The following is a 15773-nucleotide window of genomic DNA, read 5'->3' as shown; positions in this document are numbered from 1 at the left end:
ACGCCGACACCTGGAGCAACGCCCCCCACCGGGTGGACGTGACGGGCATCGCTCCAGGTTCTCCCTCATTCACTCCCAGGCCGTAGGGCGCGCCGCTAATACGAGGAGTCCGCGTCCAACGACCCCAGGACGACGGCGCTGTTGAACCCGCCGGTCCCGCGGGCGAGGACCACGGCCGTGGTCAGCCGTTCCGGCCGCGTCCAGCGGGTGACGAGGCGGACGCCGTACCGCTCGCGGGCGGCCCGCGCGTCGCCGCCCCGGGTGGGCGGGACGACCCCGGTGCGCAGGGCGAGGGCCGCGGTCACCGCGTCCAGGGCGCCCGCGCCGGAGGTCAGCCGGCCGACGCCGGCCTTGGGCACCGTCACCGGGACCTCCGACAGCCGGTCGCCGAAGACCCGGCGGAGCGCCGCGGCCTCGGCCGCGTCCCCGGCCGGGTCGCCGGCGCCGTCGGCGAAGACCACGTCCACGTCCTCGGGGGCGCGGCCGGCCTGCTCCAGTGCCGTGGTGACGGCCCGGGCCAGCTGGACGCCGTCGGCCGCGGGCGCCGTGTGGTGGTGGGCGTCGTGCGTGGCGGCGTGGCCGAGCAGTTCGGCGTAGCCGCGTACCCCGCGCTCCGCGGCGTGCGCCTTCTCCTCCAGGACCATCAGGGCGCCGCCCTCCCCGGGGACGAAACCCGAGGCCTGCGGGCTGAAGGGCAGATAGGCCCGTTCGGGGTCGGTACCGCGGTGCACCGTGGGCAGGGTCGACTGGCAGGCGAGCGCGAAGGGCGACAGCGGCGCCTCGGTGCCGCCGACGATCACGGCCTTTCCGCCGCGCCGCAGCAGCCGCCAGGCGTGCTTGAGCGCGTCGAGACCGCCCGCGCCGTCCGCGGCGACGACCCCGCAGCCACCGGTCAGCCCGTGCCGGATCGAGATCTGGGCGGCGCCCGCCGCGTGGAACCAGGCGACGGACTGGTGGGCGCCGGCCTCACCGGGCTGCCGCGCCCACAGGGCGTGGGTCTCCCGCTGGCCGGACTCGTTGCCGCCGGAGCCGCTGGAGGTGACCACCGACAGATGGAACGGGGGGTGGTCGGCGGGCCGCAGCGCCGCGTCGGCCAGCGCCATCTCGGCCGCGGCCAGGGCGAACCAGGTCCAGCGGTCGGTCTCGGCGCGGAGTTCGTCGTCGATCCAGCGGGCAGCGTCGAACCCGGTGACCTCCCCGGCCAGCACGACCGGGGAGCGGCCCGCGTCGGGCCTGCCGATCGGCCGGATGCCGTTGCGCCCGGCGACGGTGGCCCGCCAGTAGGGGCGGGCGCCGACGCCGGTGGGGGCGACGACCCCGAGCCCGCTGAGGACCGCGCGTGTGGTCATGCCCCCGCCTCCCGTTCCGGGTCCGGCTCCAGGGCCGAGAAGACCATCGCCGACTGGAAACCACCGAGGCCGCAGGCCACCGACAGCGCGTGCCGCACCCGCCGTTCGCGGGCGAGGACCGGCGTGTAGTCGAGGTCGCACTGCGGGTCGGGCCGCAGCAGGTTCGCGGTCGGCGGGATCACCCCCCGCCGGACGGCGAGGGCGCAGGCGGCCATCTCCAGTGCGCCCGCCGCGCCGAGGCAGTGGCCGATGACGGACTTGACGGAGCTCACCGGGACCTTGCGCGCGTACTCGCCGAGGGCGCGTTTGTAGGCGGCGGTCTCGTAGCGGTCGTTCTGCACCGTGCCGGAGCCGTGCGCGCTGATCCAGTCGAGCTGCTCGGGGGCGATGCCGGCCTCCGACATGGCGGAGATGATCGCCTCGCTCAGGTCGTAGCCGTCGGGGCGCAGACCGGTCATGTGGTAGGCGCCGGTCCGGTTGTCCCAGCCGCGGACCTCGCAGTAGACGGACGCGCCCCGGGCCCGGGCGTGCTCCAGTTCCTCCAGCACGAGCACGGCGCCGCCCTCGCCGAGCACGAAGCCGTCGCGCCGGGCGTCGAAGGGTGCCGGCGTCAGCTCGGGATCGCCGGTGAAGGCGGTGGTGGCACGGATCGCGTCGAAGCAGGCCACCGTGACCGGGGAGACGGGCGCCTCACTCGCGCCCGCCAGCATGACGTCGGCCTCGCCGTCGCTCAGCGTCCGGAAGGCGCAGCCGATCGCGTCGACGCCGGAGGTGCAGCCGGTGGAGACGACCGAGGACGGACCGTGCAGGCCGTGCCGGAGGGAGAGTTCGGCGGCGGCGGAGGAGGGGTGCATCGCCCGGTGCAGGAAGGGCATGCCGTGGTCGGGGCTGACCTCCCAGTGCCGGCCGCCGTCGCTGGCGACCACGTACTCGTCCTCCAGGGTGACGGTGGCACCGACGGCGGTGCCGAGGCAGACCCCGAAGCGGTCGGTGTCCTCGGCTTCCGTGCGCAGTCCGCTGTCGGCGAGCGCCTCGGCGGCGGCGGCGAGCGCGAACTGGGCGAACCGGCCGTTGCGGCGTATCTCCCGCGGGGTGAGCCCGGCCGCGAGGGGGTCGAAGTCGGCCTCGGCGGCGATCCGCGAGCGGTACCGCGAGGGGTCGAAGCGGGTGATCCGGCGGATCGCCGGCCTGCCCCCGACGATCCGCTCCCAGAACGCCTCCCGCCCGACGCCGCCGGCGGCGACGGCTCCGACGCCCGTCACCACCACCCTGCGCGCGGTACGGCCCGCGGTCACCGGTCGACCAGTTCGCGGCCCGGCGCCGGGCCCTCCGTCGCCGGGCCCGCCGCGGCGGCGGCGCGGGCGACGGCGGCGGCCTGCTCACGGGTCTCGGTGTCGACGTGCCCCAGTTCGGGGCGCGGCGCGAGCGGCGCCAGGAAGAACACCGCGCGGGCCGCGGCGTCGGAGGTGTTCACCAGCCGGTGGCGGACCCCGCGCGGCACGAGCAGGGCCTCGTTGGCGGCGACGCTGCGTGGCGAACCGTCGAGGTCGACCCGCACCTCGCCCTCGACGACGACCAGTTGCTCCTGCGAGTACGGGTGGTAGTGCTCGGCGACGGCCTCACCGGGGCCGACGGTGACCATGCCGCAGAACCCGTCCGTCGTACCGACCGAGGCGGTGGTCAGCAGGGTGCGGATGTCGCCGCCGCGGCGGGTGTCCGCGTGGGTGTCCAGGGTGCCGACGGGACGGATCCGGCGGGACTCCAGGCGGTCCTTGACGAGTTGCATCTGGACGCGGGAGTTGCTGTTGATCCGCTGCCGCATGCCCTCGTCGTCGACGGGCGCGTCCACCTTCATCCGGAAGTCCTGCAGCCAGCGCATACGGGTGCTCTCCGGGCCGAGCTCCTCGTACTGCCAGAAGATGTTCATGAACTCGAACGGGCCGGTCTCCAGCCGCCGGGCCCGCACGGTACGGGTCTCGGGGTCGGCGGTGCGCTCGGACACCCAGGACCAGACGCGGCCCTTCTCGTCGGGGTGCATGGTGAGGCGGAAGCGGGTGGTGTCGCCGTCCCGGGAGATGATCTCGGCCTCGGCGTACTCGCTGAAGAGGGTGGGCCAGCCGGCGACGTCGTTGGTCCGCAGCCACACGTACCGCAGGGGTGCGTCGATGACGATCTCGTTCTCGGTGTGCATCGTCACCGGGTCCGCACCTCCGCGGCGCGATGGCCGGGCTGACGTTCCGTCACTGGTTTCATGGGGGCACTACCTCCAACCGAGCGGGCCGAATAATCACACAATCGGTCCCCGCGGTGACGGAACGTGTCACGCCCTCCCGTCCCGCTCCACCCGGACGGGGGCACACTTCGTGAGGGTCCGTCAGCGGCCCTTCCGGACCCCGTACGCCGGCTCGGGCGTCCGCGGTCCCGCGCTCCCCGGCGGACGCGGCGGCGCGCGGAGGGGCCGGGCACCTCGACGTGTTCGGTGCGCCGCCCTCACGCGCGGTGGTGGGGTGCCTCCGTGCCGTCCACGTGGGTGCCGGGCACCACCGGGGCGTGGGCGGGCGGGAGGTCCTCGGGGACGCGCTCGCGGCCGCGGCCGCCCTCGCCCTGCGGGGCGGCGTGACGGGCGGGGCCGGCGGTCCTGACCTGGGAGCGGTGCGGCCAGAGCGAGGTCTTCCTGTGTTTTCCGGTCATAACGGGCGAATACCCGCACCGGGCGCCGGTCACCCGTCGTCCGTCACGCGCCGCCCGTCACGCGGCCGTGAGCGCGACCGCCGCCTCCGCCGTGTGCACCAGGAAGGTGAGGGTCTCCTGGAAGTACAGCCGCACACTGGTGTCGTCGTGCGACAGGTAGCCGATGGACACGTCCTCGCCGATCCGCAACTCGAAGTCGCCGCCGCGGGTGGAGAGCAGGAACGCCCCGTCGATGGCGGGCGCCCACACGATCTCCCCGTCGAGGAGCCGGGCGAGGTGCGCGTGGACCGGGTAGCCGTAGTGGGAGGTCTCGTTGACGGCGGTGTACGCGTCGGCGCTCAGCGCGAGCGTGTACGGGCCGCCGACGCCCGCGAGGCGGAGCGCCGAGATGGCCTGGCTGACGGCGTCGGGGTAGTCGCGCACATCCGCGGGGAGGCCCAGCGGCGGGTTCGACGCGCTCGCGCGGATGCCGGTGATGCCGGCCGCCGCGTACCCCTCGAAGACCGCCCGGTCCTCGGTGAACGCGATGCGCCGGGCGGCGTCCTTCACGGGCTGCCAGTCCGCGTCCTGGGCACCGCGCTCCACGAGGTCGACCTCACGGCGGTCGACCGTGAAGGGCACGCGCAGCTCGACGACCGGCTGCGCGCGGCGCACGCGGGCGACAACGTCCTCGTGGGGCGCCTCGACCGGGTCCAGGTGGCCGGTGTTCACCCCGGCGAACGCGGGGCCGGCAGCCTCGGGCACGTCGACGATCCGGCGGGCGGCGACATGGCGCTCGAAGGTGCGCCGCGCCTCCTCCTCCAGGTCGTCCCAGGCGGCTTCGGAGATCGGGGCGAGTTCCCGGTGCAGGTTGTTCATGATGTGACGGTCTTCCTCAGGTCGCCGATCCCCAGCGACTTCGCGGCCGGGAGGGCCGCGACGGCGGGGGGATCGGGAAGGTCGTCCAGGAAGTCGGCGGAGGGCACGAAGAACAGCGTGCCGGTCACGGCCCGGGAGAAGTCCAGGATCCGGTCGTGGCTCGCCTGCCCGTCGCCGAGGAACATGTTGCGCAGCATCCGCTCGGTGACCTCGGGGGTCCGGGCGTAGCCGATGAAGTACGTGCCGAACTCGGCGGTGCCCACCCGGCCGAAGGGCATGTTGTCGCGGAGGATCTGCCGCTCCGTGCCGTCCGGTTCGACGATCGTGGTCAGGGCGACGTGCGAGTCGGCCGGCTTCACCTCGTCGTCCATCTCGACGTTGCCCAGCTTGCTGCGGCCGATCACCCGCTCCTGCGCCTCCACCGGCAGGGCGTTCCAGGTGTCGAGGTCGTGCACGTACTTCTGCACGATCACATAGCTGCCGCCCGCGAAGTCCGGGTCCTCGCCGCCGGTCAGGACCGCCTCGGTCGCCTCGGGGCCCACCGGGTTCTCGGTGCCGTCGACGAACCCCAGCAGGTCGCGGATGTCGAGGTACTTGAAGCCGTGCACCTCGTCACGGACCGTGACATGGCCGCGCAGCCGGTCCATCACCAGGGAGGCCAGCGCGAAGCACAGGTCCAGCCGGCCGGCGCGGATGTGGAAGAGCAGGTCGCCCGGGGTGGCGGGCGCCTGGTGGCGGGCCCCGGTCAGCTCGACGAAGGGGTGCAGCTCGGCGGGGCGCGGGCCGCCGAAGAGGCGGCCCCACACGTTCGACCCCACCCCCGCGACGCAGCTGAGCCGCCCGTCCGGGGTGCCGAAGCCGACCGAGCGCTGCAGTCCGGACAGGTCCTCCAGCAGATCGCGGACGGCGGTCTCCCCGCCGGGGTCGACCGTCACGACCAGGAAGATCGCGGACGTGGTGAGAGGGCTGAGCACCGGCTGCGGCAGCGGTTCCGCCATCACCACGCTCCTTCGTGTCGGGGCGCGCCCGGGTCCGGGCGGACACGCACAAGTCTGCTCCGGGCCCCGGTCCGGTGCATCCTGACCAGGAGCGGCACCGAACCCCTGGGGAAGGCGGCTGGACATGAGCGGTGGCCCGGAAGGGGAACGGCGGCGCCTGCTGACCGTGCTGCTGCTGGTCCTCACCGTGCTCAGCGGGCTGGTCGACGCCGTGAGCATCCTCAGCCTGGGCCAGGTCTTCGTGGCGAACATGACGGGCAACCTGGTCTTCGTCAGCCTGGGCCTCGCCGGGGCGCCCGAGTTCTCGGTCGTCACCTCGCTGGTGGCCCTCGGCGGCTTCGCGGTGGGCATCCTCTTCTGCCGGGCGGCGCTGTCCCGGCTGAGCCCCCCGGTCGCGCTGGTGAGCGCGGCCGCGCTGTGCGAGACCGCGCTGCTCGCCTCCGCCACGGTGCTGCACGCGCTGGACGGGCCGCGGCGCGTGCTGGTGGTGGTCTGCGCGGTCGCGATGGGCGTCCAGAACGCCATGGCCGGACGCGTCGGCATCGCCGGCCTGACCACGACCGTGATGACCCGCACCCTGGTCGGGCTGATCGGCGACACCGGCGCCGCGGCGCACGACCGGCGGATCGCCGTACGCCAGGCGCTGAGCGTCGCCGCCCTGGTGGCCGGCGCCCTCGCCGGGGGCCTCCTCGTGCTCCTGGTGACACCGCCCGCCGCGCTGGCCGCGGCCACCGGGTGCGCGCTGGCGGTGGCCGTGGCGGCGACCGTCGCCGCCCGCCGGTGACCCGGCCCGTACCGCCGCTCAGAAGCGGACCGGGAGGGCGATCAGGCCGCGGGTACGCATCGAGGCGCGCCACCGCAGCTCCGCGGGGTCGGCGTCGAGGGCGAGCCGGGGGAAACGGGCCAGCAGTCCGGTGAGCGCGATCTCGGTCTCCAGCCGGGCCAGGGGCGCGCCGAGGCAGTAGTGGATGCCGTGCCCGAGGCCGAGGTGCGCGGTGTCGGAGCGGCCGACATCGAGCCGGTCGGGCTCCGTGAAACGGGCGGGGTCTCGGTTGGCCGCGGCCAGCGACAGCAGCACCGTCTCCCCGGCGGGGACCGTGACGCCGCCGATGGTGACGTCCTCCAGGGGGAAGCGCCGGATGGCCAGCGGCGCCGGCCCGTCCCAGCGGGTCAGCTCCTCGACCGCCGCCGCGGTCCTGCCCGGCTCGGCACGCAGCGCCGCCAGTTGCGCGGGGTGCGTCAGCAGCGCCAGGACGGCGTTGCCGATGAGCTGCACGGTGTTCTCGTACCCCGCGAACAGGACGAGGAAGGTCAGCGACATCAGCTCGTCCTCGCTGAGCCGGTCGCCGTCGTCGCGGGCGGCGATCATCGCCGAGAGCAGGTCGTCCTCGGGGTGGGCGCGCTTGCGCGCGATGAGCTGCCCGAAGTACGCGAGCATCGCGGCGACCGCCTCCTTCGCCGCGGAGGGACGCGACGGGTCCGGCGCGACCAGGGCGTCCGTCCAGCCCCGGAAGTCGCGGCGGTCGCCGGGGGCCACGCCGAGCAGGTCGCAGATCACCCGGATGGGCAGCGGTGCGGCGTAGGCGGCGATCAGGTCCGCGCGGCCGTCGGGGGCGACGGCGTCCAGGAGTTCGGCGGCGGTACGGCGGACCGGCTCGCGCAGGTCCGCGACGCGGCGCGGAGTGAAGGCCTGCGACACCAGGCGCCGGATGCGGGTGTGGTCCGGCGGGTCCATGTTCAGCAGGTTGGCGTCGAGGGCGGGGGGCAGCGCGAACCCGGAGTAGTTGCCGGGCAGGGCGTTGCGCTTGTCCAGGGACAGCAGCGGGTCGCCGAGCGCCTGGCGCACGTCCTCGTACCGCGTGACCACCCAGGCGGGACGCCCGTCGGTGCCGGTGATGCGGTGGACGGGGCCGGCCTCGCGGAGCCTGCCGTACGCCCCGTAGGGGTCGGCGATCAGCTCGGCGGGGTCAACGGGGCTCCGGCCGGACGGCGTCGCGTCCGGCGCGGCGTTCGGCTCGGCGTTCGGCTCGGCGTTCGGCTCGGCGTTCGGTGGGGTCGAGGTGGCCATGACCCCACCCTAAGAGCCGGCTCGTGGCGCTTCGTCCCTTCACTCCTGTGGCCGCCTCGACGGGCCCCTAACCGAGCGCCGCCGAGAGGAGAGCGGCGGCCACGAGGTAGGCGATCGCGGCGGCGAGGACGACGCCCACCATGGCGAGCGCCTGCACTGCGGAGGACCACCCGGAACGGGCGATCTTCAGATTGATCATCGTGGCCGCTCCCCCGGCGAGTCCGCCGAGGAGCCCGCCGACGACGATCAGCACCAGCGGAATGACCGTGCCCCCGACCTGCCACGGGGAAAGTCCCCGGAACTGGGCCCATCTGTCGGGCTTCACGGCGGAATCGGGCAGGAGATCGGGCAGCTGGGCCATGCGGGGTTCCTTGATCACGTCGGAATGCGGAGCGCAAGGATGACACGTCTACCGTGCGGGCGAGGGAACTCCCGGTGAACGGTTGAGCGGCAGCCGGCCTCCCGTGGTGAAAGGGGCCCGGCGGCGCACGCGTTGCCGCCCGAGGGCTCGCCGGCCTCGTGGCGCACGCCGGCGCCACGCTCCCCGGCGGGCAGCGCGTCGCCAACGTCTGCGCCCTGCGCGGCACCGTGGCCGAGGCGGGGCGTACGGCCGTCGTGCCGGTTGCGGCGCGTCGGCTGTCCACCGTCGCCATGGCCGGCCGGCCGCCGCCCACCGCCGCCGGGCTCCCCCGCGCCATCGGCTCGCATGCCCACGGGAAGCCTCAGCCGAAGACCTCCGGGTGCTCCCGGACCAACTCCGCCATGCCGGAGGCCGGTCTGCCCAGGATCTCCCTGATGTCGTCGGTCGCGCGGTCGTAGCGGTTCGCCGCGTGGAGGCGGGCCATGGTGGCGATGTGCTGCCGCACGTGGTCGGGGAGCCCCAGGGCGTCCAGTTCCCCGGCCCACTCCTCGTACGGCACGTCGACGTAGCGGACCTTCCGCCCCAGCACCTCGGTGAACTCGGCGGCGATCGCCGTCATGTCGCGGGACTCCGCCCCGGTCAGCTCGTGGACCCGGCCGACGTGCGGCGCCGGGTCCGCCAGCACCGCCGTGACCACTTCGGCGACGTCCCGGGCGGCGACGGGCGAGGTCCGCCCGTCGCCGAAGGGCAGGCGGATCGTGCCGTCCCGGGCGATCGAGCGGAAACCGAGCCCGAGGAAGAGCGGGTTCTCCATGAAGACCGTCGGCCGGATGTGGCAGACCGGGACCCCGGACCAGTCCATGACCTGCTCCGCCAGCCACTGCTGCCACTGCTGCTTGGACTCGGTCGTGCTGGTGAGGTCCATCTGGGAGACCGTCATCTGCGACATGTTGACCAGGACATCGAGGCCCCCGTGGGCGCGGGCCACGGCCGCCGTCGTCGCGGCGGCCTGCAGATACTGCGCGGACACGCCCATGCCGAAGTACATCCGGCCGCAGCCCTCCGAGGCCCGCGCGACGTCCGCGGTCCTGGTCAGGTCGCCGGCGAAGACCTCCGCCCCGGTGGCCCGCAACCGGGCCGCCCGCTCGTCCTCCCGGTGGACGAAGGCACGGACGGGCAGGCCGCGTTCCCTCAGCAACTCGACGGTGGTGTGCCCGACCGCTCCCACGCTCCCGGCGGCGCCGGTCACGAGGATCATCGGGCTGTCGGACGTCATCAGGCCGCTCCGCCGGTTCCGTCAGGAGGGCGACGTCACGCAGGACTCCGGTGCGCCGCCCGCCTCCAGGCAGGAGACGACCGGCCCCAGCGCCGCCGTCAACTGGTCGGCCGTCATCCCGGGATGCGCCTCCAGCCACTGCGTGGCGAGTGCGGCGAAGGCCTGTACATGGGGATCGGCGGCGATGTCCGGATGGGCCTGCAGGAAGGCCTGCAGCGCCTCCTGGACGTCCGCCGCGGACCATCCCGATCCGCCGGGCAGGCAGTGCGACGGCGAACCGCCCTGGCCGTCCCCGCCGTGGCAGCCGTCGTCGGCGAGCGCCGTACCGGTGCCGCCGAACGCCAGGGCCCCCGCCGCGAGCGCGGCGACCGTTCCTGCGGCGAGCTTCTTCGAGAGAGCCATGGGGTCCGCCTCGGGTCGGGTTGTCGAATCGGCCGGTGCCGGCGCTCCCGAGGCACCGGGCACACGACGGTGCCTGCGAGGGAGCGCGGATCACCGGCCCCCTGGGAAGGGGCGGGATAGCCGGGGCCCATGGCACCCGCAGGGTGCCGGGCCGTCATCGACAGACCCAGCACATCACAGTCACCCGGATGGCGCATCCGGAGCAGGACCGGGCCCGGCCGTCCCCGTTCAGCCCGTGATGCCCTCCAGTTGCTCCGGTGCCGGCCGCAGTGCCCAGCCTCCAGGTCCGCCGGCGCGGCGCGCGCCCGCCGGTCACCGTGGTCGGCGGCCGCGTGGACGACGTCGGAGGCGGCGTGGGCGTGGAAGTCCGGCTCGGGGTGGGACCAGGGCGCGGCGCCGGTGGCGGCCGGCAGCAGGTGGCCGACGGCCTGAAGCAGTGACGCGCCGTCCGGTCCCGTGTGGTGCCACAGATCGACGCCGACGTGGTGCGCCGACGCCGAGGCCTGCATCGCTCGGGCGCCCGCCCCGCTCCACACCGGGCCCCGCTGACGGCCGAGGTCTTGCCGCCGCACCGCGCGGCGGAGGCCTCCCCCATGTCCGGCGAGACCCCGGCGGGGTGACGGCGCGTCGGACATGGCGCGCCGGCGACTCGGAGCGACGGCGGGCCGCCTAACGGCCGATGAATCCCCTCCGGGTGACCCGGAGGGGCTTCGTTCGCTGTCTCGCTCCGGGTCCCGAACCTGCGGGCCCGCGGCCCTCGGTGGGGCGGGTGGGACTCGAACCCACGACCGACGGATCATGAGTCTCCAGCACCCAATCCCGCGCCCTGCCGGATCGTGCCGCCCCCTACCGATTTATCGCAGGTCACGCGCATTTCGCGGCGCCTACGATCAAGTGGCGCGGGCCGAGAGAACTGCCCCTCTCAACCGGGGTCCTTGAAGACCACAGTCGTGGGCGCATCCCCACGACTGGGTGACACGCGGTCATTCAGTCGTTGCCGTCTCGGCTACAGCTGCCTTCCTGACCCGGGGCACGAGGGCGGCCGCGCGCCTCGGCGATCTCAAGGTCGGCCTCCAGCAGCAGCGACGTGTACGTCTCGCCGGCCAGCGTGATCGTGAAGTGGCGCAGCGTCTCCTTGATGGCGTGCAGGTCTCCGCCACCCGCGTGGATCAGCGTGGCCGCGCAGTGCCGCAGGTCTCGCAGGTTGATGGGCGGCAGGTCTGCCGCGCGGCAGATCCGGCGGAACGCGTCCCACACCTTCTCCGGGTGCAGCCACTCCCCCAGCTCGGCCGTGAGGACCTTCAGCCGGCGGGCGCGGTGCTCGCGCAGCACGGCCACGTTCACCGAGTCCAGCGCGATCGTCGCCGCGGAGCCGTCCGTCCTCGGCACGTCCTCGACCGGGGTCCGGCCGTCGACCACGATCTCCTTCGCGACCGAGAGCGGATGGGCCTCGAGGTCGACGTTCACCCAGTCCAGGCCGACGCCCTCGCCGCGGCGAAGCCCACGGAACGCAATCAAGCGGAAGAACGCGTACAGCCTGTCGGCCTCGGCCTCGTCGAGGAAGGCGCCGTTCTGGTCCGGCCGCCACACCATGACGGCGCTCGGCTTATCGCCGGTCTCGCGCCAGTGCTGGACGTGCTGCTCGGTCCACAGCACAGCCTTCGGCCGCTTCCCGGATGCGAGCTCTACGAGGGATGCCGGGTTGAAGGTGATGAGCTGCCGCTTGACGGCCCCGTTCAGCGCGGTGCGCAGCGTGGCCCGGATCCGCTGCTGGGTGGCCGGGCCGGTAACGAGCCGGTACGGCGGCATCGCATCCGGCTTCGCCCGCTCGACGGCCAGGCGCGCGGACTCCTGGGCCGGCGGGAAGGCCCGTCCCGGCCCCGCATGTACTCCCTGTAGAGCTGCCGCCGGCCTCCGACGGCAAGCAACACGGGAGGCTGACGGGCGAGGCCCCCACCGCAGTTGCCGCGGTCGGGGCCTCGTAATTGGTGGGCCGCGTCGTCAAACCGCGCGCTCCACCTGGCATGCCCGGCTCTGACAGGCCGGGCACAGCTCATGAAGCCCCCGGTCAGTGACTACGGTTCCCCAGCCGCGGCATACCTCGCATCCGCGGGCGAGCAGCACGTTGGGTCGGGGCGGGGATTGCGAAGCATCGAAGGCTCCGTAGGGCATTGTGGGCTCCTCAGAGGCGCAGCGATGCGACCGGTATGGGGTATTTGTTCGGTTACTTCAGGTATACACCTCACCGCCTGCCGATGGGCGCCCTCGAAGGCAAAGCCTGAAAGAGCCCAGCGCGGGCCACTCATGCCGGAAACGAGACAGGCCCCCGGCGCTTCGCAGCGGCAGGGGCCCACCTCACGGTGCGAGAACCTCGTCTGGGGGGGGAGACGGGGCCCTCAAGCACTCTGAGCAGTAACGCACCCGCCGAACCGCGTGGCCGGACGGGTGGGCGCGCACATGGGTGACGGGCGACCCCGCCCACGAGGGCTGAACCTCGTCCGCTCAGGGCAAGGCCGCACTTCCGGGGTGCGACGCAACGGGGCGGGGAGCACGCTGAAGGAGTGGAGCATCGAGTGACCGTGATGCCGCTCTCGGACACCGGCGGCCGCGTGGTGCGCGTCGAGAACGAGATCCTCGGCACCGCGTACCGGATGGCCGACCTAGTGGAGTTCCTGCGTCGCGCCGGCCTTGATGCCGACATGGCCGACGTCGTCGACCCCGAGGTGATCGACTGGCGGGGCGGCGGCCCCGACGTGTGGTCCTGAGGCCGGACCACTCCTCCGCGTGCGGCCCCTCGTCGGTGCCGAGCGGCACGTCGTCGAACACGACGAGTCCAGGCAATGGCCCGGCCGGTCGCCGGGCCGCGCGACGTTGCGCACCTGAATGCCGACCCCGAGCATCCGTGCGCCCTTCATCGCCTCCGTGACGTCGTCCATTTCCTGGGTGAGCATGAGTTTGGTCCGCCGAGGATTCGTGGTGCAGCCGTCGCCGTTCTCGTCTGCCGCCATCCGGACCTCCTGGGTCGAAGCGGTCAGCCAACGAGTATCCCGACGATCGCCGCGATGAGAGTGAACATCCCGAGAGGCCACCACGGGCGACCGTGCCGCGGACGCGACGAAGGCCGGCGCTCGCTACAAGCGCCGGCCCTCTGCTCTCCGCACCCCGGCGGTGGGGGCTCGCCCATGTCCGGCGAGTACCTGCCGGGGTGACGGCGCGTCGGGCATGACGCGCCGGCAACTCGGGGCGACGGCGGGCCGCCTAACGACCGATGAAGCCCCTCCGGGTGACCCGGAGGGGCTTCGTTCGTTATCTCGCTGCGGGTCCCGAACCTGCGGGCCCGCGGCCCTCGGTGGGGCGGGTGGGACTCGAACCCACGACCGACGGATTATGAGTCCGCTGCTCTAACCGGCTGAGCTACCGCCCCGTACGGCGTGCCGTCACCATCCCGTCCACGCCGTCTGCCGCAGCATAGCTGCTCATACGATCTGTCGCCCTCGCGGGTCACAGACGCACCACCTGGTGGACTGCGATCACCGGGTGATCGGTTCCCCGGGGCACGAAAAAGGACCCCCGAGGGGGTCCTTGACCGGTGCTCCCCCGACTGGACTCGAACCAGTAACCTGCCGGTTAACAGCCGGCTGCTCTGCCAATTGAGCTACAGGGGATAGAGGAGCGCGAGCTCCCCCGACTGGACTCGAACCAGTAACCTGCCGGTTAACAGCCGGCTGCTCTGCCAATTGAGCTACAGGGGATCGCTCCGCTTGCACCGAATGCACCCGTTTCCGGCATCCCGGACGGCGTGCGCTCGCTGCGACACATACATTAGCGCAAGGTGGGGGGTGCTCCGCCAACCGGTATCTCCGTGGTTGTCCGCAGGCCACGGCGGGTAGGCGCGAAGCACAGCCCCGAGACGAGGAGAGGGTGGAGCCATGCGCTACCGGCTGACGTTCATCAGCGGGGTCGCCGTCGGGTACGTGCTCGGGGCGCGGGCCGGCCGCGAACGGTACGAGCAGCTGCGCAAGAGCGCCCAGCGCATCGCGCAGAACCCGGCGGTGCGGAACAGCGTGGAGTCCGCGGGACAGGCGGGGCGCGGGGCGGCCGTGAAGGCCGTGGACGTGGTGACCGCCAAGGTCGGGGACCGGCTGCCGCCGGCGGTCGCGGAGCGGCTGCGCCGGGTGCGCGGCAACGGCTCCGCCGGCGAGGACGACTGGGGCACCAGCAACACCTGACGCCACAGCCCGGCGTGGCGCGGCTGCGGGCGCGGGTGCCCGGTTTTCCGCCGTACGCGCCGGGTGCGGCATGATGCCCGCATGGGGATTGTGGCGGGGATCGACAGCTCGGGCACCGGCACGACGGTCGTCGTGTGCGACACCGGGAGCGGGGCCGTGCTCCGGCAGACGCACGCCCCGCACCCCCTTCCGGGCGGCGAGGGCGCCGGGACGCCGACCGAGGTCGACCCCGAGGCGTGGCTGCTGTCGCTGGGCGAGGCGGCCAAGGGCGGGATGCTCGAGGGCGTGGAGGCCATCGGGGTCTCCGGACAGCAGCACGGGATGCTGGCGCTGGACGCCGGCGGGGCGCTGGTGCGGCCCGCGCTGCTGTGGAACGACAAGCGGGCGCAGATCCAGGCCGCCGACCTGACCGAGGAGCTGGGCGGTCCCGGCGCCTGGGCCGAGGCGGTCGGGGCGGTGCCGCAGGCCGCGTACCCGGTGGCGAAGCTGCGCTGGCTGGCCCGGCACGAACCCGCCTCGGCGCAGCGCACGGCCCATGTGCTGCTGCCGCACGACTGGCTGGTGTGGCAGCTGATGGGCCGCCCCCAGCGGCGTACGACGGACCGGGGCGACGCCTCGGGCACGGGCTACTGGTCGGCCGCGACCGGCCGGTGGCGGACGGACATCGTGGAGCTGGCCCTCGGCCATCCGGTGCAGCTGCCCGAGGTGCTGGCCCCCGCCGAGCCGGCCGGCCGGACCCCGGAGGGGCTGCTGATCTCGGCCGGCACCGGGGACAACATGGCGGCCGCGCTCGGCCTGGGCGTCGGCCCCGGGGACGCGGTGGTGTCGCTGGGCGCGGCGGGGACGGTCTTCGCGGTGCACCACCACGCGCTGAGCGACCCGTCGGGCATGATCACCTCCTTCGCCGACGCGACCGGCCGCCATCTGCCCGTGGTGCACACCCGCAACGCGGTACGGGTGCTGCGCGGCACCGCCGAGCTGCTCGGCACCGACCTGGCCGGCCTGTCCGAGCTGGCGATGCGCTCCACACCCGGCTCGTACGGCCTGGTGCTCCTGCCCTACCTGGAGGGCGAGCGCACGCCGGACCTGCCGCACACCGCGGGGACGCTGCACGGGCTGCGGCGCGAGAGCATGAAGCCGGAGCACCTGGCGCGGGCGGCGTTCGAGGGGATGCTGTGCGGGCTGGCGGACGCGCTGGACGTGCTGCGGGCGCGCGGGGTGGAGGTGCGCCGGATCTTCCTGCTGGGCCCGGCGGGCGACCTGCCCGCCGTGCGGTCGATGGCCCCGGCGCTGCTGGGCGCGCAGCTCGTGGTGCCCCCGCCGGGCGAGTACGCGGCGCTGGGCGCGGCCCGGCAGGCGGCGTGGTCGCTCGGCGTGGTGAACGGCACGGACTCGCCGGAGCAGCCCCCGTACTGGCACCCCGCCGACTACGCCGTGGTCGAACCGGGGGAGGACGACGGGCCGATCGGGCACTCGGTGCGGCAGCAGTACGTGTCGGTGCGTGAGCAGACGCATCCGGGGGCGTTCCCGGGTTGATCCCG

Annotated in this window: 15 protein-coding genes, 3 tRNA genes and 1 pseudogene; 5 read left to right on the top strand and 14 right to left on the bottom strand. The window is 73.9% G+C overall.

Features of this window, described 5'->3' with window-relative positions:
* Positions 1-95: 95 nt before the first annotated feature.
* From OIE69_RS26825 to OIE69_RS26800, 6 genes are all read right to left on the bottom strand, one after another.
* Positions 96-1349 carry a beta-ketoacyl synthase N-terminal-like domain-containing protein gene (locus OIE69_RS26825; protein WP_326576282.1) on the bottom strand — a complete coding sequence of 418 codons (1254 nt, stop codon included), beginning with the start codon at positions 1347-1349 and terminating at the stop codon, positions 96-98.
* Positions 1346-2644 (bottom strand): beta-ketoacyl-[acyl-carrier-protein] synthase family protein, encoded by a 1299-nt coding sequence (locus tag OIE69_RS26820; protein ID WP_326576280.1) that lies wholly within the window; start codon positions 2642-2644, stop codon positions 1346-1348. The genes OIE69_RS26825 and OIE69_RS26820 overlap by 4 nt, the downstream gene beginning before the upstream one ends.
* Positions 2641-3540, bottom strand: a complete 900-nt coding sequence (locus tag OIE69_RS26815; RefSeq protein ID WP_326581426.1) for a cupin domain-containing protein — start codon at positions 3538-3540, stop codon at positions 2641-2643. The genes OIE69_RS26820 and OIE69_RS26815 overlap by 4 nt, the downstream gene beginning before the upstream one ends.
* A gap of 299 nt (positions 3541-3839) precedes the next feature.
* Positions 3840-4040: a hypothetical protein gene (locus OIE69_RS26810; RefSeq protein ID WP_326576277.1), complete on the bottom strand. Its 201-nt coding sequence runs from the start codon at positions 4038-4040 to the stop codon at positions 3840-3842.
* A gap of 57 nt (positions 4041-4097) precedes the next feature.
* Complete coding sequence (locus tag OIE69_RS26805) at positions 4098-4898, bottom strand: family 1 encapsulin nanocompartment shell protein (protein ID WP_326576275.1); 801 nt, start codon at positions 4896-4898, stop codon at positions 4098-4100.
* Complete coding sequence (locus OIE69_RS26800; RefSeq protein WP_326576273.1) at positions 4895-5896, bottom strand: Dyp-type peroxidase; 1002 nt, start codon at positions 5894-5896, stop codon at positions 4895-4897. Before OIE69_RS26800 ends, OIE69_RS26805 begins: the two co-directional genes overlap by 4 nt.
* Positions 5897-6020: 124 nt before the next feature.
* Here OIE69_RS26800 and OIE69_RS26795 point away from each other — a divergent pair, with 124 nt between their 5' ends.
* Positions 6021-6680 (top strand): YoaK family protein, encoded by a 660-nt coding sequence (locus tag OIE69_RS26795; protein ID WP_326576271.1) that lies wholly within the window; start codon positions 6021-6023, stop codon positions 6678-6680.
* 18 nt (positions 6681-6698) lie between these two features.
* Here OIE69_RS26795 and OIE69_RS26790 read toward each other — a convergent pair whose 3' ends face one another.
* The 4 genes from OIE69_RS26790 to OIE69_RS26775 all read right to left on the bottom strand — a co-directional run bounded on the left by OIE69_RS26790 (position 6699) and on the right by OIE69_RS26775 (position 10003).
* A complete protein-coding gene (locus OIE69_RS26790; protein WP_326576269.1) occupies positions 6699-7964 on the bottom strand; it encodes a cytochrome P450 family protein in 1266 nt (421 codons plus the stop codon).
* Positions 7965-8031: 67 nt separating this feature from the next.
* Entirely contained in the window at positions 8032-8325 is a 294-nt protein-coding gene (locus OIE69_RS26785; protein ID WP_326576267.1) for a hypothetical protein, read from the bottom strand.
* A gap of 361 nt (positions 8326-8686) precedes the next feature.
* Positions 8687-9601, bottom strand: a complete 915-nt coding sequence (locus OIE69_RS26780; protein WP_326576265.1) for an NmrA family NAD(P)-binding protein — start codon at positions 9599-9601, stop codon at positions 8687-8689.
* A 21-nt stretch (positions 9602-9622) separates the two neighbouring features.
* On the bottom strand, positions 9623-10003 hold the full coding sequence (locus OIE69_RS26775) for a hypothetical protein (protein ID WP_326576263.1): 381 nt from the start codon (positions 10001-10003) through the stop codon (positions 9623-9625).
* A gap of 257 nt (positions 10004-10260) precedes the next feature.
* Between OIE69_RS26775 and OIE69_RS44780 the strand changes: the two genes are divergently transcribed.
* Positions 10261-10443 (top strand): hypothetical protein, encoded by a 183-nt coding sequence (locus OIE69_RS44780; protein ID WP_392567574.1) that lies wholly within the window; start codon positions 10261-10263, stop codon positions 10441-10443.
* 543 nt (positions 10444-10986) lie between these two features.
* Here OIE69_RS44780 and OIE69_RS26765 read toward each other — a convergent pair.
* A pseudogene (locus OIE69_RS26765) lies at positions 10987-11881 on the bottom strand (site-specific integrase); the annotation flags it as partial.
* Positions 11882-12585: 704 nt separating this feature from the next.
* Here OIE69_RS26765 and OIE69_RS26760 point away from each other — a divergent pair.
* Positions 12586-12768 carry a hypothetical protein gene (locus OIE69_RS26760; RefSeq protein WP_326581425.1) on the top strand — a complete coding sequence of 61 codons (183 nt, stop codon included), beginning with the start codon at positions 12586-12588 and terminating at the stop codon, positions 12766-12768.
* 585 nt (positions 12769-13353) lie between these two features.
* Here OIE69_RS26760 and OIE69_RS26755 read toward each other — a convergent pair.
* The 3 genes from OIE69_RS26755 to OIE69_RS26745 all read right to left on the bottom strand — a co-directional run bounded on the left by OIE69_RS26755 (position 13354) and on the right by OIE69_RS26745 (position 13755).
* Positions 13354-13427 (bottom strand) — tRNA-Ile (locus OIE69_RS26755).
* A 168-nt stretch (positions 13428-13595) separates the two neighbouring features.
* Positions 13596-13668: transfer RNA gene (locus tag OIE69_RS26750), tRNA-Asn, on the bottom strand.
* Between the two features lie 14 nt (positions 13669-13682).
* A tRNA-Asn gene (locus tag OIE69_RS26745) sits at positions 13683-13755 on the bottom strand.
* Between the two features lie 177 nt (positions 13756-13932).
* Between OIE69_RS26745 and OIE69_RS26740 the strand changes: the two genes are divergently transcribed.
* Both OIE69_RS26740 and OIE69_RS26735 read left to right on the top strand, forming a co-directional pair.
* Positions 13933-14232, top strand: a complete 300-nt coding sequence (locus OIE69_RS26740) for a hypothetical protein (RefSeq protein WP_018556692.1) — start codon at positions 13933-13935, stop codon at positions 14230-14232.
* An 81-nt stretch (positions 14233-14313) separates the two neighbouring features.
* Entirely contained in the window at positions 14314-15768 is a 1455-nt protein-coding gene (locus OIE69_RS26735) for an FGGY family carbohydrate kinase (protein WP_326576260.1), read from the top strand.
* Positions 15769-15773: the final 5 nt, after the last annotated feature.

Origin of the sequence: Actinacidiphila glaucinigra (assembly GCF_035918135.1) — a bacterium.
Lineage (GTDB): Bacteria > Actinomycetota > Actinomycetes > Streptomycetales > Streptomycetaceae > Actinacidiphila > Actinacidiphila glaucinigra.
This window is presented reverse-complemented; position numbering and strand designations above follow the sequence as displayed.